This is a genomic window from Marinobacter pelagius (assembly GCF_900114925.1).
GTDB classification, from domain to species: Bacteria; Pseudomonadota; Gammaproteobacteria; order Pseudomonadales; family Oleiphilaceae; genus Marinobacter; species Marinobacter pelagius.
Window position 1 is genome coordinate 229,487 of sequence record NZ_FOUR01000003.1, and the last position, 19,789, is coordinate 249,275.

At 60.2% G+C, this 19,789-nt stretch carries 20 protein-coding genes; 10 read left to right on the top strand and 10 right to left on the bottom strand.

Going from position 1 to position 19,789, the window contains the following annotated elements:
- Positions 1-91 precede the first annotated feature (91 nt).
- The gene (locus BM254_RS08040) at positions 92-1,192 is read left to right on the top strand and encodes a Glu/Leu/Phe/Val family dehydrogenase (protein ID WP_092001416.1); all 1,101 of its coding nucleotides are present in this window, start codon (positions 92-94) and stop codon (positions 1,190-1,192) included.
- Between the two features lie 92 nt (positions 1,193-1,284).
- A complete protein-coding gene (locus BM254_RS08045; protein WP_092001419.1) occupies positions 1,285-2,697 on the top strand; it encodes a sodium-dependent transporter in 1,413 nt (470 codons plus the stop codon).
- Positions 2,698-2,830: 133 nt separating this feature from the next.
- Here the strand turns inward: BM254_RS08045 and BM254_RS08050 are convergent, their stop codons facing one another.
- From BM254_RS08050 to BM254_RS08065, 4 genes are all read right to left on the bottom strand, one after another.
- Positions 2,831-3,733, bottom strand: a complete 903-nt coding sequence (locus BM254_RS08050) for an NAD-dependent protein deacetylase (RefSeq protein WP_092001422.1) — start codon at positions 3,731-3,733, stop codon at positions 2,831-2,833.
- Between the two features lie 16 nt (positions 3,734-3,749).
- A complete protein-coding gene (locus BM254_RS08055) occupies positions 3,750-4,481 on the bottom strand; it encodes a polyamine aminopropyltransferase (protein ID WP_092001425.1) in 732 nt (243 codons plus the stop codon).
- A gap of 204 nt (positions 4,482-4,685) precedes the next feature.
- A complete protein-coding gene (locus BM254_RS08060; RefSeq protein ID WP_092001428.1) occupies positions 4,686-5,255 on the bottom strand; it encodes a DUF1415 domain-containing protein in 570 nt (189 codons plus the stop codon).
- 180 nt (positions 5,256-5,435) lie between these two features.
- The gene (locus BM254_RS08065) at positions 5,436-7,022 is read right to left on the bottom strand and encodes an ABC-F family ATPase (RefSeq protein WP_092002197.1); all 1,587 of its coding nucleotides are present in this window, start codon (positions 7,020-7,022) and stop codon (positions 5,436-5,438) included.
- A 183-nt stretch (positions 7,023-7,205) separates the two neighbouring features.
- Between BM254_RS08065 and BM254_RS08070 the strand changes: the two genes are divergently transcribed.
- A complete protein-coding gene (locus BM254_RS08070) occupies positions 7,206-7,484 on the top strand; it encodes a peptidylprolyl isomerase (protein ID WP_008939100.1) in 279 nt (92 codons plus the stop codon).
- A 77-nt stretch (positions 7,485-7,561) separates the two neighbouring features.
- Entirely contained in the window at positions 7,562-8,434 is an 873-nt protein-coding gene (locus tag BM254_RS08075) for a VanZ family protein (protein ID WP_245777398.1), read from the top strand.
- A 12-nt stretch (positions 8,435-8,446) separates the two neighbouring features.
- Here the strand turns inward: BM254_RS08075 and BM254_RS08080 are convergent, their stop codons facing one another.
- Positions 8,447-9,628 carry a M24 family metallopeptidase gene (locus BM254_RS08080; RefSeq protein ID WP_092001433.1) on the bottom strand — a complete coding sequence of 394 codons (1,182 nt, stop codon included), beginning with the start codon at positions 9,626-9,628 and terminating at the stop codon, positions 8,447-8,449.
- Between the two features lie 97 nt (positions 9,629-9,725).
- On the opposite strand from BM254_RS08080, the gene BM254_RS08085 reads away from it, so the two are divergent.
- Positions 9,726-10,805 carry an MBL fold metallo-hydrolase gene (locus tag BM254_RS08085; RefSeq protein ID WP_092001436.1) on the top strand — a complete coding sequence of 360 codons (1,080 nt, stop codon included), beginning with the start codon at positions 9,726-9,728 and terminating at the stop codon, positions 10,803-10,805.
- On the opposite strand, the gene BM254_RS08090 is transcribed toward BM254_RS08085, so the two are convergent.
- A complete protein-coding gene (locus tag BM254_RS08090) occupies positions 10,777-11,607 on the bottom strand; it encodes a DUF2059 domain-containing protein (RefSeq protein WP_092001439.1) in 831 nt (276 codons plus the stop codon). The genes BM254_RS08085 and BM254_RS08090 overlap by 29 nt on opposite strands.
- 90 nt (positions 11,608-11,697) lie before the next feature.
- Here BM254_RS08090 and BM254_RS08095 point away from each other — a divergent pair, with 90 nt between their 5' ends.
- Positions 11,698-12,426 (top strand): transglycosylase SLT domain-containing protein, encoded by a 729-nt coding sequence (locus BM254_RS08095; protein WP_483869254.1) that lies wholly within the window; start codon positions 11,698-11,700, stop codon positions 12,424-12,426.
- Here the strand turns inward: BM254_RS08095 and BM254_RS08100 are convergent, their stop codons facing one another.
- Complete coding sequence (locus tag BM254_RS08100; protein ID WP_092001445.1) at positions 12,427-13,326, bottom strand: LysR family transcriptional regulator; 900 nt, start codon at positions 13,324-13,326, stop codon at positions 12,427-12,429.
- A gap of 130 nt (positions 13,327-13,456) precedes the next feature.
- Here BM254_RS08100 and BM254_RS08105 point away from each other — a divergent pair, with 130 nt between their 5' ends.
- A complete protein-coding gene (locus tag BM254_RS08105) occupies positions 13,457-13,651 on the top strand; it encodes a hypothetical protein (protein ID WP_092001448.1) in 195 nt (64 codons plus the stop codon).
- 91 nt (positions 13,652-13,742) lie between these two features.
- Here the strand turns inward: BM254_RS08105 and BM254_RS08110 are convergent, their stop codons facing one another.
- Both BM254_RS08110 and BM254_RS08115 read right to left on the bottom strand, forming a co-directional pair.
- Complete coding sequence (locus BM254_RS08110; RefSeq protein ID WP_092001451.1) at positions 13,743-15,425, bottom strand: AMP-binding protein; 1,683 nt, start codon at positions 15,423-15,425, stop codon at positions 13,743-13,745.
- Between the two features lie 365 nt (positions 15,426-15,790).
- Positions 15,791-16,219, bottom strand: coding sequence for an Lrp/AsnC family transcriptional regulator (locus BM254_RS08115; RefSeq protein ID WP_092002200.1), 429 nt, complete (start codon positions 16,217-16,219; stop codon positions 15,791-15,793).
- A 116-nt stretch (positions 16,220-16,335) separates the two neighbouring features.
- On the opposite strand from BM254_RS08115, the gene BM254_RS08120 reads away from it, so the two are divergent.
- Together BM254_RS08120 and BM254_RS08125 are read left to right on the top strand one after the other, a co-directional pair.
- Positions 16,336-17,460 (top strand): arginine N-succinyltransferase, encoded by a 1,125-nt coding sequence (locus BM254_RS08120; RefSeq protein ID WP_092001454.1) that lies wholly within the window; start codon positions 16,336-16,338, stop codon positions 17,458-17,460.
- A complete protein-coding gene (locus BM254_RS08125) occupies positions 17,450-18,256 on the top strand; it encodes a DUF1338 domain-containing protein (protein ID WP_092001456.1) in 807 nt (268 codons plus the stop codon). Before BM254_RS08120 ends, BM254_RS08125 begins: the two co-directional genes overlap by 11 nt.
- Positions 18,257-18,267: 11 nt before the next feature.
- Here BM254_RS08125 and BM254_RS08130 read toward each other — a convergent pair whose 3' ends face one another.
- Complete coding sequence (locus BM254_RS08130) at positions 18,268-18,924, bottom strand: protein-L-isoaspartate(D-aspartate) O-methyltransferase (RefSeq protein WP_092001459.1); 657 nt, start codon at positions 18,922-18,924, stop codon at positions 18,268-18,270.
- Between the two features lie 189 nt (positions 18,925-19,113).
- Here BM254_RS08130 and BM254_RS08135 point away from each other — a divergent pair, with 189 nt between their 5' ends.
- Positions 19,114-19,779 carry an AbiTii domain-containing protein gene (locus BM254_RS08135; RefSeq protein ID WP_092002203.1) on the top strand — a complete coding sequence of 222 codons (666 nt, stop codon included), beginning with the start codon at positions 19,114-19,116 and terminating at the stop codon, positions 19,777-19,779.
- Positions 19,780-19,789: the final 10 nt, after the last annotated feature.

The following is a 19,789-nucleotide window of genomic DNA, read 5'->3' on the forward strand; positions in this document are numbered from 1 at the left end:
ACATGAAATCAAACTTCCGGCCATAAGCCGGAATGACAAGAACAAGACAGACCTACCGCCGCGATCCGGCCAGGTGGGAGAGGATTTCGCCATGAACGTGTTTACCCATCCGGAGTTCGATAACCACGAACACCTGTCCTTTTTCTGTGACCCGGAAACCGGACTCAAATCCATCATCGCTATCCATAACACCTCCCGGGGCCCTGCCCTCGGTGGTTGCCGCATGTTCCCCTATGCCACGGACGAAGAAGCCCTTCGCGACGTTCTGCGACTGTCCCGTGGTATGACCTACAAGTCGGCCCTGGCCAACCTGGACCTGGGCGGCGGCAAGTCAGTGATTATCGGCGACCCCCGCAAGCACAAGACCGAGGCCCTGATGGAAGCCATGGGCCGGCATCTGGAGAGCCTGGGTGGCCAGTACATCGCCGCTGAGGATTCCGGCACCAGCGTGCCCGACCTGAAAATCATGAGCCGGCACACCCGCCATGTGGCCGGCATTGCCACCCGCACCGGGTTTGACGGCAACCCCAGCAACGGTGATCCCTCCCCTGCCACGGCCTACGGCACCTTCATCGGCCTCAAGGCAGCAGTGCATCACAAGCTGGGACGAAACGATCTGACTGGCCTGAAGGTCGCAATCCAGGGCATCGGCAACGTCGGTTTCCGCCTGGCCAGGCACCTGAAGGAAGCCGGCGCCGAGCTCTGGGTCTACGACATCCACGAGGACAACATGCGCCGTGCGGTGGAGCAGCTGGGCGCGAAGCCGGCCACCGCCGAAGACATTCTGTTCCTGCCCGTGGACGTGGTTGCCCCCTGTGCCATGGGTGCCGTTCTGAATGATCGCAGCATTCCCGAAATCCGGGCCGGCGTCGTTGCCGGGGCCGCCAACAACCTGCTGGACCGCCCCGAACACGACGCCATGCTCAAAGAGCGCGGCATCCTCTATGCGCCGGATTTCGCCATCAACGCCGGCGGCATCATCGACGTATTCTACGAGCGCACCGGCGCCATCCCCGAGACAGTCCGCGCCCACGTGGACACCATCGGGGACACCCTGACCGAAATCTTCAACCGTTCCGACCGTTCCGGCCTTCCCACCGGGGAGATTGCCAACGAACTGGCCGAAGAGCGGTTCCGCAAACACACCGCAGGTGCCGGGCTGGCGCCCTCGCGGTTGGCTCGCACCGGTTGACCTGACACCGGTGCCAACCCCCCTGGGGGCCGCAGGCTTCTGCGGCTCCCCTTTTTCGCCTGACACAAAAACAAGTACCACAGGAGATAGTCATGTCTGTCACTTCATCAGGATCAGCCACCTATTCGGAGGCTCTTGAGGGTTCCAACGCCAAGCGCGGGCTCTGGTCATCGAGGCTCGCCTTCATCCTGGCGGCAACCGGGTCGGCCGTGGGTCTCGGTAATATCTGGAAATTCCCCTACATCACCGGCGAGAACGGCGGCGGTGCGTTCGTGATCATGTACCTGGCGTGTATTGCCGTGGTGGGTATTCCCATCATGATGGCCGAGGTCATGATCGGCCGGCGTGGTGGCAAAAGCCCGGTCAACAGCCTGCACCTGATTGCCCAGCGCGACAAGCTCCATCCGGCCTGGAAACTGGTGGGCGCCGTGGGTGTCCTGGCGGGCTTCCTGATCCTGTCGTTCTACTCGGTGATTGGCGGCTGGGCGGTCTCCTATGTCGGCACAGCTGCCAGCGGCCAGCTCGCCGGCCAGTCGGCGGATGCCATCGGCGCGATCTTCTCCGGCCTGCTGAGCGATCCGGGTACCCTGTTGTTGTGGCATACCGTATTCATGGCGCTGGTCATGGTGGTGGTTGCCCGGGGCGTTCGCGCCGGTCTTGAGCGTGCCGTCAGCATCCTGATGCCTGCCCTGTTCATCCTGCTGCTGATCGTGGTGGGTTATGCCATGACCTCCGGTTCCTTCGGCAAGGCGGTCACCTTCCTGTTCCAGCCGGACTTCTCCAAACTGACCACCTCCGGCGTGCTGGTGGCCCTGGGCCACGCGTTCTTCACTCTGAGCCTGGGTATGGCCGTGATGATGGCCTACGGTTCCTACCTGCCGAAGAAGATCTCCATTGCCAAGACCTCCATCACCGTCTCCATCATTGATACCGGCGTGGCGCTACTGGCCGGCCTGGCCATCTTCCCGATCGTGTTCGCCAACGGCCTCGAACCGGGTGCCGGCCCGGGCCTGATCTTCCAGACCCTGCCGCTGGCCTTCGGCCAGATGCCCATGGGCAGCTTTTTCGGCACCCTGTTTTTCGTGCTGCTGATCTTCGCCGCCTGGACCTCCGGTATTTCCCTGCTGGAGCCGATCGTGGAATGGCTGGAAGAGCAGAAAGGCATGAATCGCACCGTGAGTACCCTCGGTGCAGGCGTGGTGTGCTGGGCCCTGGGTATTGCCTCGATCCTGTCCCTGAACCTCTGGTCCGACGTGGCGCCGCTGAGCTTCATTCCGATGCTCGAGGGCAAGACCATCTTTGACCTGCTGGACTTCTTCACCGCCAACATCCTGCTGCCCCTGGGTGGCCTGCTGGTGGCCCTGTTCGCCGGCTGGGTGATGTCGAAGCAGGCCATGGAGAACGAGCTGTCGATGTCGGCGCCGGTGTTCAACCTGTGGTTCGTGACCGTGCGGTTCGTTACGCCGGTGGCTGTGGCTGTGGTGTTTATCTACAACTTGATCTGATGCTGCGGTGGGTGAAGAAGGGGTCAGAAGAAGGCTTTCTTCTGACCCCGGAGTTAACTGCAGATTTCCGCGGATGAAAAAGGGGTCAGATGAAGGCTTTCATCTGACCCCGGGGTTGCTGACCCCGTTTTCATCAGAGCTGCCTGAGTGCGGCAGCCAGCGTCTCCCCGATGCGGGCATTCAGCTTCAGGTCCACCAGTTCCTCGGCCCGGGTCCGGCCCAGGTTGAGCGTCGCCATGGGCTTGCCCCATTCCTTCCCGTACCGACAGAACCGAAAGCCGGAATACACCATCAGCGAGGAGCCGATCACCAGCAAGCCATCGCTGGCCTTGAGCATATCCAGCGCCGAGGTAACCCGCTGTTTCGGTACAAAGTCCCCGAAGAACACCACATCCGGTTTGAGAATCCCGCTGCATTTCGGGCAGTCCGCCGGGCGGAAATCCGAGAAATCCACCTCCAGATCAGCATCGCCATCCGGCGCGGTGGTGGCGGTATACTCCCGGAATCCGGGATTGAGATCGGCACAACGCTCATGCACCTCATCCCGGGGGCACCGATAGCCGCAGCTCATACACAGGACTTCATCGGCCCGCCCATGGAGATCAAGCACGGCGCGGGATCCCGCTTTCTGGTGCAGGCGATCCACGTTCTGGGTCACCACCAGGTTGCTGTGATTGAGCAGCTCCAGGTCGGCAATGTGGAAGTGCGAGAGGTTGGGCGTGGCATTACGCATCACCGGCCACCCGATGAGGCTCCGGCCCCAATAGCGCTGGCGGGTGTGGAAGCTTTCCATGAAGTCCTGGTGCTGCACCGGCTGCTTGCGCTTCCAGGCACCGTCACCGTCCCGGTAGTCCGGGATGCCGGAGTCGGTACTTACCCCGGCACCAGTCAAGATCATGAGCCTTGGATGGCGACGAATGAAACCCGCCAGCAGCTCGCCAGCCTCTTCCGGATCATGGTTTGCCAGCGGCCGGTCAGTGTCCGGCAGGCGCTGGCTGGCACTGAAGGGGCGTGTGCGATGGGTGGTCACTGGCATGGAAACTCCGGCTCGATCAGCCCGGCTTTCGGGCAACGTAAACGGTGTTGAACGATTCCCGGTTCTGGAACGGGTTGTAAAACTTTACGACGTGACAGGCAACATCGATGAACCCGTCCCGCAGCACGGCCATGAACTCGTCGTCCTCACCTTCGTTTGACCACATGGCGAAAATGCCGCCAGACTTGAGCTGCCGGGCCATCAGGCCGATGTTTTCGACGGTGTAGAAGCTGGCGCTGGAATCGTGGAGCAGTGCCCGGGGCGAATGGTCGATATCCAGGAGGATGGCGTCGAATTGCTTGCCCGGCGCGTCGGGGTCAAAGCCGCCGGTTTCGGGATCGGCTACGGCGAGGTCGAAGAAGCTGCCGTGGATATACCGGGCGCAGGGGTCGGCATTGATTTCCTTGCCCAGGGGCACGAGTTCCTGCTGGTGCCAGCGGATGACGGGTTCCAAATATTCAACCACCAGCAGCTCGCTCACGCGCTCGTGCTTGAGTGCAGCCACGGCGGTGTAGCCAAGGCCCAGGCCGCCAACCACAACGCTGAGGTTGTCGCCTTTTGCTGCGTTCAGTCCCAGGTCGGAGAGGGCAATTTCGGCGTCCACGAACATGCTGGACATGAGGAATTCCTCGCCCAGTTTCACTTCGTAGATGTCTCGGTCGCCAATGGCCGGGATGCGGCGCCTCCTGAGGGTGATCTCACCAATCACCGAGGATTGGCTGTCTATTTGTTCGAAAAGCAGTCCCATGGATTTTGACTCTTCTGGTTGGTCTGATTCTCGGAAACTTGTAGCTGTCGGAGTTTGTCGCCCCCAGCCTGAGATTATGTGCAAGGAACAGCTGGGAGGGCCCTTTCAAAACACGCTCCTTGCGGCACGTCCCTGTGACGCTTGAGCTCCGCCATCCATGGCTCCGCACAGTTTTGAAAGGGCCCTCCCAGCTGTTCCTGCCGTTTACTCCCCGGTCCGCTCTGGCGAAGATCCTTCTAAACACGACCTTAGAATATTCCGCATCTTCTCCACGCCCAACTTTTCCATCAATTCAATGTTACGGTCGGGAATTCCTTCCACATCCGGATAACTGTCAATCGCCGCTTCCAGACTGGCTTCCCGTAACAAATGCAGCATCGGAAACGGGGAACGGTTGGTGTAATTCTCTGCCGAATCCGGTTCGGTGCCCGCAAACTGGTAGTCCGGGTGGAAACTGGCGATCTGGTAAACGCCTTCCATTTCCAGGTAAGCCAGCAGACCGTCGGCCGCATCGAGAAATTCATTGTAGGGACCGAAGTCCTGCAATACAGCCGGGTGAATCAACAACGTGGTTTCGATCTCCGGCTCATCGTCCAGGCGTTGGAGTTCCGAATGCAGGGCATGCAGCAGATCGTCTTCGGTCTCGGCTTCCGACACCACAAACCGCACCCGGTTCCGGACCAACTCCCGTTTGGCGAACGGGCACAGGTTGTAGCCAACGACCACGTCTTCGACCCATTTGCGGGTTGCGTTAACAATCTCGGTTTCGCCCATGCTTTTATCGTTTCCTTGTTTCCGTTGAAGGCCACTCACAGCTTGGATCGGGCAGCCGGGGAGGGCTGTCCAAAACTGTGCGGAGCCATGGATGGCGGAGCTCAAGCGTCACAGGGACGTGCCGAAGGAGCGTGTTTTGGACAGCCCTCCCCGGCTGCCCAGCCCCCAAAGGTCTGAGGCTTAAAGGTACCCCTGACTCCTGAGGTAATCGTCATAACTACCACTGAAGTCAGTCACCCCCTCGGGCTTCATTTCAACAATCCGAGTAGCCAACGAAGAAACAAACTCCCGATCGTGGCTAACGAAAATCAGTGTACCCGGATAGTTCTCGAGCGCCAGGTTCAGCGCCTCGATGGACTCCATGTCGAGGTGGTTCGTCGGCTCATCCATCAGCATGACATTGGGCTTCTGCAGAATCAGCTTGCCGAACAGCATCCGGCCCTGTTCACCACCGGAAATCACCCGCACCGATTTGCCAATGTCGTCACCGGAGAACAACATTCGTCCAAGGGTACCGCGAACCAGCTGCTCGCCACCCTTGGTCCACTGGGCCATCCAGTCGGTCAGGGTGTCGTCTTCGGCGAAGTCTGCGGTGTGGTCCTGGGCGAAGTAGCCTACTTCTGCGCTGTCGGTCCACTTTACCTCACCGCTGTCAGGTTTGTACGCGCCGGCCAGGCACTGCAGCAGCGTGGTCTTGCCGATGCCGTTAGGGCCGATGATCGCTACCCTCTCGCCTGCCTCGATCTGCAGGTCCAGGTTTTCGAACAAGGGCTTCTCATCGAAACCCTTGGTCAGCTTGTTCAGGGTCACCGCCTGGCGATGCAATTTCTTGCCCTGCTCGAAACGGATAAACGGGCTGACACGGCTTGAGGGCTTCACCTCTTCAAGCTGGATCTTGTCGATCTGACGGGCGCGGGAGGTGGCCTGTTTGGCCTTGGAGGCGTTGGCGGAGAAGCGGCTGACGAACTGCTGGAGTTCGGCAATCTGCGCCTTCTTCTTGGCGTTGTCCGCCATCATGCGCTCGCGGGCCTGGGTGGCGGCGGTCATGTACTCATCGTAGTTGCCCGGAAACAGGCGCAGTTCGCCGTAGTCCAGGTCCGCCATGTGGGTGCACACGCTGTTCAGGAAGTGGCGGTCGTGGGAAATGATGATCATGGTGCTGTTGCGGGCCACCAGGATGTTTTCCAGCCAGCGGATGGTGTTGATGTCCAGGTGGTTGGTGGGCTCGTCCAGCAGCAGCACGTCCGGGTCGGAAAACAGCGCCTGGGCCAGCAGGACCCGCAGTTTCCAGCCCGGTGCCAGAGCGCTCATGGGGCCGTTGTGCTGTTCCAGGGGGATATCCAGGCCCAGCAGCAGTTCGCCGGCGCGGGACTCGGCGGTGTAGCCGTCCATTTCGGCGAACTGGATTTCCAGATCCGCCACGGCCATGCCGTCTTCCTCGCTCATTTCCGCCAGGGAGTAGATGCGGTCACGTTCCTTCTTGACGTTCCACAGCTCTTCATGGCCCATGATCACGGTGTCCATCACCGTGCAATCTTCATAGGCAAACTGGTCCTGGCGCAGTTTACCGAGCCGGATGTTGGGCTCCAGCATGACCTGGCCGGCCGAGGGCTCGAGGTCACCACCCAGGATCTTCATCAGTGTGGACTTGCCGCAGCCGTTGGCGCCGATCAGGCCGTAGCGGTTGCCGTTGCCGAATTTGGCGGAAACGTTTTCAAACAGGGGCTTTGCCCCGAACTGCATGGAGATATTGGCGGTGGAGATCAAGAAAGAAACCTGTCGATGTGGGGCCGGCAGGGCGCCGGCAAAGAGAAACCCGGCATTGTACAGGTTTGCCGCCAGGACTGTGAGGCCGCAGAAACACGGATAAAAAGCGCTTGCCTCCGGCGGGCTGTGCGGGCAGCATTCCCGTTCTGACGTACCCATTAATCCTGACACAGGAAACTGATCATGGCACAAGCAACTGCACGCCACATTCTGGTGGACAGCGAAGCAAAATGTGAAGAACTGAAGAAGGCCATCGAAGGCGGCCAGGATTTTGCCGAAGTGGCAAAGCAGCACTCCTCCTGCCCCTCTGGGCGCAACGGCGGCGACCTGGGTTCTTTCGGCCCGGGCCAGATGGTGCCGGAGTTTGACAAGGCGGTATTCAACAGCGAACTGAACACCGTGATCGGTCCGATCAAGACCCAGTTCGGCTACCACCTGCTGGAAGTCACCAGCCGTAGCTGATGGGTTCTGGCGCCACCCCGGAATGGCTCCGCAAAGGCCAGCGATTGCAAATACTGGCCTTTGTGGGTGCTGCGGGGGTGGCACCGCTGCTGTTTATCGGCGGCCCGGACTGGGCATCAGGTCCTTTTTACCGGTCCGCCTGGAATCTCGGCCATATCGGCCTCTTTGCCCTTCTGACCCTCGCGTTTAAACCCTGGCAATGGCTCGCAGGCTGGCGACTCTGGTTGGCCACCACCGCGGCAGTCCTGTTGCTGGGCATCCTGATCGAGTGGTTGCAGTCCGGAACGGATCGGCAGGCTGACGGGCACGACATTCTGAGAAATCTGCTGGGGGTCTGGCTTGTACTCGCCTGGCGGCCGGTCGTTTCCCGCCGCACCCGCGCGGATGTGCGTTCCTGGTTTCTCCCGACAGTCACCGCACTGTTACTGCTGTTCGAACTTGGCACCATCGGCGCAGTCGCCGCTCGACAATGGCATGTCCACCACCAGCTTCCGCTGCTCTATGACTTCCGGAAAAACGACCCCGCCCCCTTCTGGACCGGCAACCCGGTTCCATCCGATCAACACAGCTCAAACCATCCCCAGAGTCTGAAGATTGAACTTGGTACGGGAACCTACTCCGGGATGTCGCTGAATAATCTGCCCGCCGACTGGCAAAGCTACGAACAGTTAATCATCACACTGTTCAATCCCGGGAGGGAACAGCTAGCACTTACCATCAGAATCAACGACGTTGCCCATGACCGCGGCGACAATGCCTACAGCGATCGTTTCAACAGACGGCTGGTCCTTGATCCTGGCCCCAATACCTTCGCCATCAACCTCGATGACGTCAGGAACGCGCCAGCGAGCAGGCTCATGGATATGGCCAAAGTGAGAAGACTGGGGCTTTTTGCCGTGCGCCTACCGGCGCCCCGAACGGTTTATTTGTCGGATCTGAGATTGAAATAGCTAATCAGGAGGCTAGCCGAGGGTCCAGGGATTGCGGGTGATCGGCTCCGCACCGTCGTCCGTGACCAGGATGGTCTCGCTACAGCCTATGCCCCACTGGTTGGGAATGCGCAGGCAAATGGGTAGATGGAAGACCATGCCCGCTCGGAATTCCATGTTGCCGCCCCGGGCGATGAAGCCCGAGCCTTCGACCCAGGAAGGCGGGAACTGGGCACCGACCGTATAGCCGAATACTCCGGAGAAGAACACCTTGTCGGCCAGCGGCTGCAGCGCCCGTTCGGCGTCATGGGCGGCCTGATCAAAGGTAACGCCAGGGCGAATCGAGTTCAGCAGCGTGTCCACAATGCGTCGACAACCGTCGTGGACCCGCTCCATTTCAGAGGAGGGCCGCGCTCCGGCCACAATGGTCCGCATCATGGGTGCCGTGTAGCGCTGCCAGGCGGATCCGAATTCCAGGAATACCGGATCCCCTTCCTGTATCACTGTGCGCTTGTGGTTGCAGTGAATCACGCTGCTGCGCCGCCCGGTGGTGACGATCGGCTGCATGCTCATGAATTCACTGCCGGCTTCCAGCAGGGCCCGGGCACCGACTGCGGCAATGTCATTATCCGTGACACCGGGGCGGACCGCCGCCACTGCAGCTTCGAGCCCTTCGGCGGTTATCCTGGCACTTTCCCGCAGCAAGCCGATCTCGGCCTGCGACTTCACGATCCGGATCTTTTTCAGCAGGCCACCGTTGTTGAGGAACCGGACACCGGGCATCCGTGCCTTGAGTCCTTCCAGCACTCCCTGGCGCAGGGAGCCGTGCCAGGCATCGATGCCGACAGTTTCAACACCGTCGTTGAGGATCTGCACGAGCGGTTCCAGCACTTCGCCGATACCCTCCCAGCGGTAGCCGCTGACCCGGGCAACACGGGTGGTGACCATGGCCGGCCCCATTTCGATGGAGGGCACCTGCAACAGGAGCTCTTCCTGGGTGACCACCAGGGCGACATGGACAGACACCTCGAAGGTGCTATAACCGGTCAGGTAGAAGATGTCGGAAGGATCGGTCAGCAGCAGCGCCCCGAAGTCTTCCCGGGCCATCCGATCCCGGACACGGGCCAGTCGCTGGTCAAACTCCTTTTCGGTAAACGGGCACTCCAACCCTCTGAGTTGCGAGGACAAGGCTTTCTGATAGGCATTGAAATCCATAGCGACTCTCCCCACTCGCATATACTAGGGAGAGTGGACCGAAATCGCGCTTTGTACAAACTTCACACACCGGAAAATTCAATTACCGGGAGCAGGTATGGACTGCAAACGACAGCCCAGCGGAGCGGTACAGGTCAGCGTTGAGCTGGGCGCCCTGACCAGCGTGGCCAAAGACCCCCAGGTGGCGGTTCGAGTTGGGCCGGTGGTGGCCTCCCTGGTCAACGGCGTGGGCGGTGACCCGCTGTTGCAGTTACGGCTGCTCCATGAATCCCGGAGCCTGCTGTTTGATCTGGGCGATACCGGCCGTATGCCCCTGCGCTCCGCCCACCAGGTCAGTGATGTCTTTATCAGCCATTGCCACGCTGACCACATCGGCGGATTCATGTGGTTCCTGCGCAGCCGCATCGGCCACTTTCCACCCTGCCGGTTGTTCGGACCGCCCGGGCTGATGCGGCACATCACCGGCATGATCAGCGGCATCCTGTGGGACCGGGTCGAGGACCGGGGCCCGCGGTTCGTGGTTCACGAGTGGCATGGGGATCATTTAAAGCGCTGGAAGATCACCGCCGGCGATCCGGCACCGACACCCCTGGAGGATCAGCCCACGCCCGACGGTGTGCTTTACCGGGAGCCGGAATTCCAGGTGCGCGCGGCATTGCTGGACCATGGCACCCCGGTTCTGGCTTACGCCTGGGAGCCCTTCGGCAAGCTTCAGGTGCGCAACGACCGTCTTAAGGCGATGGGGTTGCAACCGGGACCATGGCTGCACGATCTGAAAATGGCGGTGTTGCGCAAACGGCCTGACGAGCTGATTTCACCGGATGCCTCATGCACCTGGCGAGCAGAGGACCTGGCTCGCAAGCTCCTGATCCAGGCACCAGGGGAAAAGGTGGTCTATGGCACAGACTTCGCGGATACCCCGGAAAACATCGAGAAAATGACCGCCCTCGCCCACGGCGCCCACACCCTGTTCTGCGAGGCCTCGTTCATGAACACGGACGAGGCCCAGGCCCACCGGACCCACCACCTAACTACCCGGGCCTGCGCCCGGATTGCCAACGGGGCGCAGGTCCGGCAACTGATCGCGTTCCATTTTTCCCACCGCTATGAACGCAAACGGGAGGCCGTTTACCGGGAACTGCAGGAGTTTACTGACCGCCTGGTGATTCCGGACTGAGGAAGCGGGACATCTGCTTGCCTACGCTTTCCACCGGTTCGGTAATGGCCTGCTGGATACTGTTGGTAACCACACGGGAAAATGCCGAACCGGCGTCACTTTCCAGGAAGTCCAGGTACAGGCCCAGCTCCTGGTCACTGACGTGACGGTAGGTATACAGATAGCTATCGTAGACCTGCTGTTCCATCATGCCGCGCAGCATGCTCCGCTGCCCCTCGATACGCTGGCGCAGTTGCTCGTAGTGCACGGAGTCGGTGCTCAGCGCGGCCATCGCTGTCGCCATACCCAACTGCACGGCAATGGACGCGTCCACGGCACTTTCGGTGGCACGGGACGCGCGATCAAACCGGTCAAACATTCGGGCCCTTTCGGTACCCTGGTACTTTTCATTCAGGGCCGAGGCCTGTGCCCGAACCTCCTGCCAGCTGTCGGGGGCCGATGCGGCGATTTCCGCTTCGGCTATCTTCCGCGCCACGGGTGTCTCATACCAGTCACGCACGGATTCCAGCTGCGCATCCGAGAGGTTCTCATCCAGGTCGGCGATGATCTGGCGTTCAATGTCCTCGGCCCGGAAACTGCTGCTGACAATATGCCCCAGAGTTTCGGCCACCATCGGCGGTACCTGGCCACTGCGCTTCATGCCCTCGCGAATCCCCTGGCTCATCATCGCCGGGTATTGGGCAACGATATCGTCTATGGGAGACGCCGCCAGCACCTGTTGGGCGCTCGGGGCGGCATGGGCCATCCCGCCAGCCAGCAGTGTTGCGACTAAAAGAGGTTTAACTAGGGTGCCAAGTCTCATTTCACTATTATCCTGGGTTGGGAATACCGCCGTTTATGACACGGCCGCAGGCCCCTCAGCAAGCCATTCAGAGCCCCGGGAGATGACAGTTTGGTAGGGAAATCGCGCAAACCACGCCCCCGGCGCAGACAGCGTCGCGGCAAGCGCCTTAATGTGTGGCGTGCGCGGGCAAAGTGGTACGGATTACCCGTGCTGGGCTTGCTGGTGGGCGTGTGGGCTACCCTCCGGTTCAGCCTGCTCGCCCCGGATCCGCCCGCCAACCCGGACAACCTGTGCGAGATTTTCCGGGAACACACCGTCTGGTACGACTACGCCCGTGCCTCCCAGGAAAAATGGGGGACGCCCATCGCCACCCAGATGGCCTTCGTGTATTACGAATCCTCGTTCCGTAGTCACGCCCGGCCGCCGCGGACCCTGCTCTGGGGACTGATCCCATGGACCCGGCCTACCACAGCCTTCGGCTACGCCCAGGCGCTGGATCCGGCCTGGCGGGAATATCTGGCAGCCAACGATGGCGGCTGGCTGACCGTACGCTCGGACATGGCATACGCACTGGATTTCGTGGGCTGGTACAACCGCCTGAGCCATGAACACCTGGGTATTCCCTTCACGGCTCCCCGGGAACTCTACCTGGCCTACCATGAAGGTCGCGGCGGCTATACCCGCAGAACCTATGACCAGAAGCCGGAGATCCAGGCACTCGCAGCCCGGGTCCGCAGCCGGGCGTTCCGTTACCATAACCAGCTACAGCAGTGCGAACAGGAGTTCCAGTGCTGGCGCTGGTACCAGTTCTGGCCCTTCTGCCGGGCGGAGCAGTGATCAGAAGGTGGTGCTGATCTCGATTGCCGATTCCAGCGCCCGCAGCCGATCCACCAGGAATTCCATGACGATACGCACCCGGGCCATCTGCTGGGTATCCTGGTTGACGTGCAACCACAGATCCACGCTTTCACCTTCCAGCGGATCCGATAACCGCCTCAGCTCTTTGGCGCTCTCACCGACATAACAGGGCAACACCGCCAGTCCGGCGCCGGCCTTCGCCAGGGCGGCCATGGACTGCAGGCTGTTGCAGCGGATCACCGAGGTAATATTCTTCAGGTGCTTGCGGTACCAGCGCCCGGTCGCCAACTGACTGAAGGTCTCGTCCGGGATGATCCAGAGGCAGTCCTCCGGCCGGTTATCGATGTCCATATCCCGGTTGCGTCGGCAATAGCGGGCGGAACCGTAGACCGCGGATTCAACAGCTGCAATGCGTTCCCCCTCCAGCGTGGCCTGGGGCTTGTTCTCAGGCCGGAGGGTGAGATCTGCCTCCCGGTGTGAGAGGTTGGCCACGTCGTTGTCGGTGAGCACTTCCAGCTCGATATCCGGAAACTCCCGGACCAGCTCCGCCAGGATCGGACTAAGCAGCTCGTTCAGCATCATGTCCTCGGCCGCGATCCGGACCTTACCCACTGGTGCGGAATCTCCGCCGACCAGCTTGCGCTCCAGGTTTTCCATGTCCGTGGCCAGCCTTTCGGCCTCCCGGAATGCCATTTCTCCTACTGGCGTCAGCTGCAATCCGTTCTGATTGCGTTCAAAAAACTGCACACCCAAAGACTCTTCCATCTGATCAAGTCGTCTCAGAACAGTGGTTTGGTGTACACCCAGCAATTCACCGGCCTTTGCAAGCGTTCCGCCTATTGCAAGAGCCCTAATATATCGAAGATAATCCCAGTCCATAATCACTGCATATTTGCAACGCGGATACGGAGTTTAACGTATTCAAGCTGCAAAAAAGAATCCTTAGAATAGTCCGTAAATTAAAGGTAGATCGCTAATCAATCCACCCAATGAAAAGGAGGAAGGCGCTATGACTCAGAACCATATCGCAACCGTAAACCCGCTGCCGTCCAGTATCCTCCACAACAGTGCTGAGGTCAGGCGCCAGTATACCCGTACTGCAGCAAAGCAGGCGGTGCAGTTTATCAGTCGCAAGGTGCGCATTTTCAACCGCAAGGCGGCGGTTGTGGCTCAGGATATGCCTCAGGTTCAGGGTGGACACTGATTCACTACAGGTGATTCAGGTCAGAGAACAGCCCAAAGAAAAACGCCGGCGAGCAATCGCCGGCGTTTTTTGTTGGCTCAAAGGAAAGTGATCAGAACTCCCAGACCACCTTGCTGTTGCGGGCAAACCAGTCTTCCATCCTGTTGTTATAGAAGTCCTCGATCACATTCCGTTTGATCTTCATGGTGGGCGTGAGCATGCCGTTCTCCATGGTCCAGGGTTCCTTCACCACCACCACGAAGGCGACCTTTTCATGGGCCTCGCAGGCCGCGTTCACCGCATCCAGCTCGGCCGCCAGCTCCTGCTCAAGCTCTGAGCGATCGGCGCCCCGTTCCAGCTCATCCCTTGCTTCCTCGGATAGCAGCACCATCAGGCACGGCTGCGGCTGATTGGCCCCGGCGACGCAAACCACCTCGGCGTGAGGGTGATTGAAGCGGTTCTCGATCGGCACCGGCACCACGTATTTGCCCTTCGAGGTCTTGAACAGATCCTTGACCCGGCCGGTGATCCGCAAAAACCCTTGGTTGTCGATTTCACCCATGTCGCCGGTTTTCAGGAAACCATCGTCGGTAAGGTCCTCCCGGGTCTTCTCCTCGTTCTTGTAATAGCCGAGCATCTGGCCCGGGCTCCGGACCTGCACTTCGCCGCCTTCACCGATCCGGTGTTCAACCCCGGGGTTGGCCATTCCCACATACCCGGCTCTGGCCTGGCCCGGGCGGTTGGCATGGGAATACCCGAAGTTCTCCGACATGCCGTACACCTCCAGCAGCTCCAGGCCCAGGTTGCGGTACCAGGAAACAATCTCTGCCGACAGGGGCGCGGCACCGGTGAGCGCGGCCCGGCAGTGGTCCAGGCCCAGTTGCCGGAGCACCTTTTTCTTCACCACCGAATTCAGGATCGGGATGTTGAACAGCAGCTTCTGCTTTTTCGGCGGCAATTTGGCATTCACGCCCAGGTAGAACTTCATCCACAGGCGGGGCACCGAGAAGAACAGCGTCGGCCTGGCCCGCTGAAGGTCTTCCTGGAAAGTATCCAGGGAGTTGGCGAAATAGAGATGGAAGCCGAAATACAGGGACTGGGTCTCCACCGCCGCCCGCTCCGCCACATGGGCCAGGGGCAGGTACGACAGCATGCGCTCCTCGGAGCTGACCGGGAACAATTGCTGCAGGCCGTCCGCCACGGAAATCATGTTCCGGAAACTGTGCATGACGCCCTTCGGACGCCCGGTGGAACCGGAGGTGTAGACAATCGTTGCCAGGTCATCCGGGTCTGGCATCCGGGGCTTGGCGGGCTCCTGTTCGGCAATGATGTCGAGCCACTTCGGGGTGTCATCCCGGGGCGACAGTGGCAGGGAAATTATCGGCAGATCGGCAGGCAGGCTGCCCTTGATGTCGTTCCAGCCGTCGGCAGTACCATCCATCTTGCCCAGGAACAGCAACCTGGCCTCACTGTGCTCCAGGATATAGGCCGCGGTCTCCCCGTTGAGAGTCGGGTAAAGCGGAACACTGACATGACCAGCCGCCCAGATTGCCAGGTCCGCCAGGATCCAGTAGGCGCTGTTCTTGCCCAGGAGCCCAATGTTGCTCCGGTCCGGCAGGTCCAGACTCATCAGGTAACCGGCCATCCGGGAAACCTGGTCCGCCGCCTGTTTCCAGGTGATATCCTCCACACGGCCATCGGGATAGGGCTGGGTGAGATAGACGTTATCGGGTGTTTGCTCCGCCCAGTAATAGAGACAGTGCAGTGAGGTCTGCTTACGAGGATCTACCGCCATTCGTAACTCCTGATTGTTATTGTTCAGCCGGTGTTGTGCGGTGCTTTATTGTTGTTATGACTTTACCTGCATAGTAGCGGACCTGACCTTGGCCTCAATAGCAATAAAGAACGTCCCGGTTGGCCAATTCGTCCGCGCCGAGAAGTTGTTCAAAAAATAAACCGTGACATTAATCAAGACTGGTCTACAGTGAGGGTTACAGCGTATCCAACAAGCAGTCGCATCAATGTCAGGAGATGACTATGAAAACATCGACTCGCTCGGCTCTGATCTTCCCCGCCTGGGGCGTCATCCTCGTCGGCTCCGCGGCCTTTTTCTACTGTGCCTACGCCGGTCTGCTCGGCGGCTGACAGCAGTAATCAGCGCTAGCGCCTGAATCGGGTCTCCAGCACCACCGCTGAATTGGTGCGCTCCACGCCCTCGAGATTACCGATATCATCAAGGACCTTGCTCAGCTCTTCCAGGGACTGGGCCTGGACGATGGCAATCAGGTCGTACTCGCCGCTGACCGAGAACAGCTGCACAACCTGGCTGATGTCTTCCAGGGCCATGTTGGTTCGTGCCGTAAGCTTCTGGATCACCTTGATTGATACATGAGCCTCAACCTGGTTGGCCAGGTACTCCCCGCCCAGTTCCACCGAATAGCCCCGGATGACGCCTGCCTTCTCAAGCCGGGCCAGCCGGTTCTGGACCGTTGAGCGGGACACATCAAGTGATCTGGCCAGGTCGGTAATGCTGGTTCTGGCGTCCTGCCGGAGCAACATGAGCAGCTTCTGATCCTGGGAATTAATCATTCTGATATCTTCGTATGGCGATTTGGCAACATTGTATATCACTTCGATCAGATTGAAACTGCAAACCGACAACACTCTTCCCCATACTGGCACCAAAACAACAGGGAAGATTCGCCATGATCATCAGACCGGTTGCAGCAACAGACCTCGATACCCTCTACCGAATCGCCGATGAGTCCGGCCCCGGTTTCACCTCCCTGATGCCGGACCGGGACGCACTGGCCCGGAAAATCGACCATGCCAGTGCCAGTTTCCGCCGGGATATCGAGGCACCGGGGGATGAGCACTACCTGTTTGTCCTGGAAGACGAAGAAACCGGTGCCATCATGGGCACCACCGGCATAGAGGCCCGCACCGGGCAGACACGGCCCCTGTATCACTTCCATCACAACGCGGTGGTCCATCATTCCCGGGACCTGGGACTGCGCCGTCAGGTGGAGACCCTGACCCGCTGCAGCCATTACAACGGTCACACGGAAATCTGCTCGCTCTATCTCCGCCCTGAATACCGCAGGGCCAATGCCGGCAAGCTGTTGTCACGGGTCCGGTTCCTGTTCATGGCCCAGCACCCGGAACGCTTTGCCGATACCGTCATCGCTGAAATGCGGGGCGTCTCCGATCACGCCGGCCAGTCTCCCTTCTGGAACTGGCTCAGGCAGCACTTCGTTGATATGGAATTCACGTCAGCCACCAGCCTGGTGGGCTCCGGCTACACTGATTTCATCGAGGAGCTGATGCCGGCGGCGCCGCTGTACACGCACCTGATGAGCGACGAGGCCCGGGCGGTGATCGGTAAGGTTCACCCCCATACCCGCCCGGCCCTGCGAATGCTGGAGGCCGAGGGTTTTCGCCATCGCGGTTTTGTCGACCTGTTTGATGCCGGGCCGACGGTGGAATGTGGCCTGGGGGATATTGCCAGCGCACGGCGTTCAACCCAATGCGCCGCCCGGTTCGCTGGCGCTGCCAGGCCGGGAAAGCTGAGCCAGACCACAGAACCGGTGATTGTTGCCACCACCGGTACAAAGGATTTCCGGGCCACGGTGACCGATCAGGCATGGATCGATCCAGACGGCTCCGCGGTTACCCTGTCGCGCCAACTTGGTGACCAGCTGGGCATCAGTGAACAGGCAGCCGTATGGCTACTGCCCCTCAATCACGCTCGGGCGGATTCCGGGAAACAACCGGCACACCCGGCGGCCATCCCTGCGGACGAACAAGGAGAAAGACACTATGCACACTGATTACCAGACCCTGTTCCGTGAACTCTGGGAGAATTACCGGGCCGTCACCCCCTCGGCAGAGCGGATTCACCGGCTTCTGGCCGAGCGGGAAGCAAGGCCGGTGGTCAATGACCATATCGCGCTGCGCACCTTCAACCTTGACCCGGTTGGGCTGGATACTCTGGCAGGGCATTTCCTGAATCTCGGTTACGAGGCTTGCGGGGAGTACCACTTCGAGGCCAAGAAGCTCTATGCCCGGCATTTCGAACACCCGGACAAACACGCGCCCAAGGTGTTCATCTCGGAGCTGCTGGTGGACCAGTGCTCGCCGAAACTCCAGCAGATCGTGGGTGAGCTGGTCGATCAGGTCGATCCTGACAGGACCACCGCCGACAACTTCCTGTATTCCGGCCGGCACTGGCAGGTGAGCCACAACACCTACCAGGAATTGCTGGAAGAGAGTGAATACGCAGCCTGGATGGCGGCCTGGGGCTACCGGGCCAATCATTTCACGGTCAGCATCAATGACCTGGACAGCATTCACAGCGTCGCCGAAATGAACCAGCTGCTCAAGGACAACGGCTTTACCGTCAACAGCAGTGGCGGCGAGGTGAAGGGCTCACCGGAGGATTTGCTGGAGCAGTCATCGACCATGGCGGATCGGGTTGCGGTGCGGTTCTCGGACCGGGAGGCGACCATTCCCAGCTGTTTCTACGAGTTTGCCCTGCGTTATCCTAAACCCGATGGCGAACTGTACAGCGGCTTTGTCGCGGCCTCGGCGGACAAGATCTTCGAGAGCACCCACGCCGGCAGCTGACCCGGGCGCCTTCAGGACCACCCCTGCTCCCCGAGCAGGGGAACGAATCGGACGCCGCCGAGATTCTCGGTCCGGAATTCGTCCTCCGACACCCGGGTTACCCGCATCAGTGTCTGGGAGACGTGCTCTGAGCCCACCGGAATCACCAGGTACCCGCCAATCGCCAGCTGATGCTTGAGGGCGTCCGGTACGGCGGGAGCTCCGGCGGCGACGGTGATGCCGTCAAACGGGGCCTCCTCCGGCCAGCCCAGTGTGCCGTCTCCGCAGCGCACCTGGACATTGTCGAACCCTTCGGCTGCCAGATTCTTCCGGGCCCGTTCCGCGAGCTCCGGAATGCGCTCAATACCGAACACTTCGGCGGCAATGCAGGCCAGCACAGCCGCCGCATAGCCCGAGCCGGTACCGATATCCAGCACCCGCTCACCACCCCGAAGCTCCAGGGCATCGGTCATCAGGGCGACAATATAGGGCTGGGAGATGGTCTGGCCAGCGCCGATCGGCAGGGGACCATCCTCGTAGGCGGCGTCCTGCAGGCTGTCGGGCACAAAGGCTTCCCGGTGAACCCGGCGCATGGCTTCCACCACCAGGGGATCATCAATGCCCCGGCTGATGATCTGGTAATCCACCATGGATTCCCGGCGTGATGTGAACCTGTCTTCAGCTGTCATTTCCAGACCTCCCCGACCCGCTTACCGTCGGTTACAAGCAATAACCTTTTTACAACGGCGAAAGCCGGATCCCGTGTATACGTTTTAGTTCAGAACTTGCGGTTACAGCAACCGTAAGTCACATCAACAACAACAAAAACACGGCAATGGAACAGACCACCCCGAATGACCATTGCCGGGGAGGAAAACATGTCTGCATCCGTCAATCACCTGGAGGAACGGACCCAGGATTCCAGTGAACTGGTCGAGGATATCGTGCAATCAGCCATCACCCTTGCCATGATGCTCCGGCATCGCGAGGTGGCAGCCTGGCTGCGCACGGAATTCGATGGTTACCAGGACCTCGCGTCCACTCCGCCCTATCGCCGGGACCTGCCCGGACATATAGTTGCCCGCTCGCCCCAGTATGGCTGGATTCCCGCACCACTGGAGGAAGATCAGAAGGCCGAATTTGGCCACATGGACCTGACCGATGGCATCAAGGCGCTGGAGAAGGTCTGCCTCAACTGCAAGAAAGGTGACGGCAACCGGGTTCCGCTGGAGAAAGAGGCAATGGTAGCCCTGCAGAAGCAGATCAACCTGTCAGCAGAACTGGCCATCAATCTCAGCCGGGATGTCTACTGTCGGGTACTGCGCACCGTTCGCGCTGCCATCTACCTGTATGCCCAGGCGCTGATGGCCGAGGGCATTGAAGGGGAGCATAACCACTACAGCAAGGAAGAGCGGGCCAAGGTCGCCCATCTGGACAATCCCGAAACTTTCTGGCGCAAGGCCATGGACGAGGTGGATAACCTGCCGATTCCGGATGTCCGGTCCGTGGGTTTCCTGGAGAAGGTTTTCGGTCGCGCGGGCTGAGGGGATTTCC

Coding starts and splice junctions, on each gene's coding strand:
- BM254_RS08040 (WP_092001416.1), top strand. CDS start 92: ATGAACGTGTTTACCCATCCGGAGTTCGATAACCACGAACACCTGTCC.
- BM254_RS08045 (WP_092001419.1), top strand. CDS start 1,285: ATGTCTGTCACTTCATCAGGATCAGCCACCTATTCGGAGGCTCTTGAG.
- BM254_RS08050 (WP_092001422.1), bottom strand. CDS start 3,733: ATGCCAGTGACCACCCATCGCACACGCCCCTTCAGTGCCAGCCAGCGC.
- BM254_RS08055 (WP_092001425.1), bottom strand. CDS start 4,481: ATGGGACTGCTTTTCGAACAAATAGACAGCCAATCCTCGGTGATTGGT.
- BM254_RS08060 (WP_092001428.1), bottom strand. CDS start 5,255: ATGGGCGAAACCGAGATTGTTAACGCAACCCGCAAATGGGTCGAAGAC.
- BM254_RS08070 (WP_008939100.1), top strand. CDS start 7,206: ATGGCACAAGCAACTGCACGCCACATTCTGGTGGACAGCGAAGCAAAA.
- BM254_RS08080 (WP_092001433.1), bottom strand. CDS start 9,628: ATGGATTTCAATGCCTATCAGAAAGCCTTGTCCTCGCAACTCAGAGGG.
- BM254_RS08085 (WP_092001436.1), top strand. CDS start 9,726: ATGGACTGCAAACGACAGCCCAGCGGAGCGGTACAGGTCAGCGTTGAG.
- BM254_RS08090 (WP_092001439.1), bottom strand. CDS start 11,607: ATGAGACTTGGCACCCTAGTTAAACCTCTTTTAGTCGCAACACTGCTG.
- BM254_RS08100 (WP_092001445.1), bottom strand. CDS start 13,326: ATGGACTGGGATTATCTTCGATATATTAGGGCTCTTGCAATAGGCGGA.
- BM254_RS08105 (WP_092001448.1), top strand. CDS start 13,457: ATGACTCAGAACCATATCGCAACCGTAAACCCGCTGCCGTCCAGTATC.
- BM254_RS08110 (WP_092001451.1), bottom strand. CDS start 15,425: ATGGCGGTAGATCCTCGTAAGCAGACCTCACTGCACTGTCTCTATTAC.
- BM254_RS08115 (WP_092002200.1), bottom strand. CDS start 16,219: ATGATTAATTCCCAGGATCAGAAGCTGCTCATGTTGCTCCGGCAGGAC.
- BM254_RS08120 (WP_092001454.1), top strand. CDS start 16,336: ATGATCATCAGACCGGTTGCAGCAACAGACCTCGATACCCTCTACCGA.
- BM254_RS08125 (WP_092001456.1), top strand. CDS start 17,450: ATGCACACTGATTACCAGACCCTGTTCCGTGAACTCTGGGAGAATTAC.
- BM254_RS08130 (WP_092001459.1), bottom strand. CDS start 18,924: ATGACAGCTGAAGACAGGTTCACATCACGCCGGGAATCCATGGTGGAT.
- BM254_RS08135 (WP_092002203.1), top strand. CDS start 19,114: ATGTCTGCATCCGTCAATCACCTGGAGGAACGGACCCAGGATTCCAGT.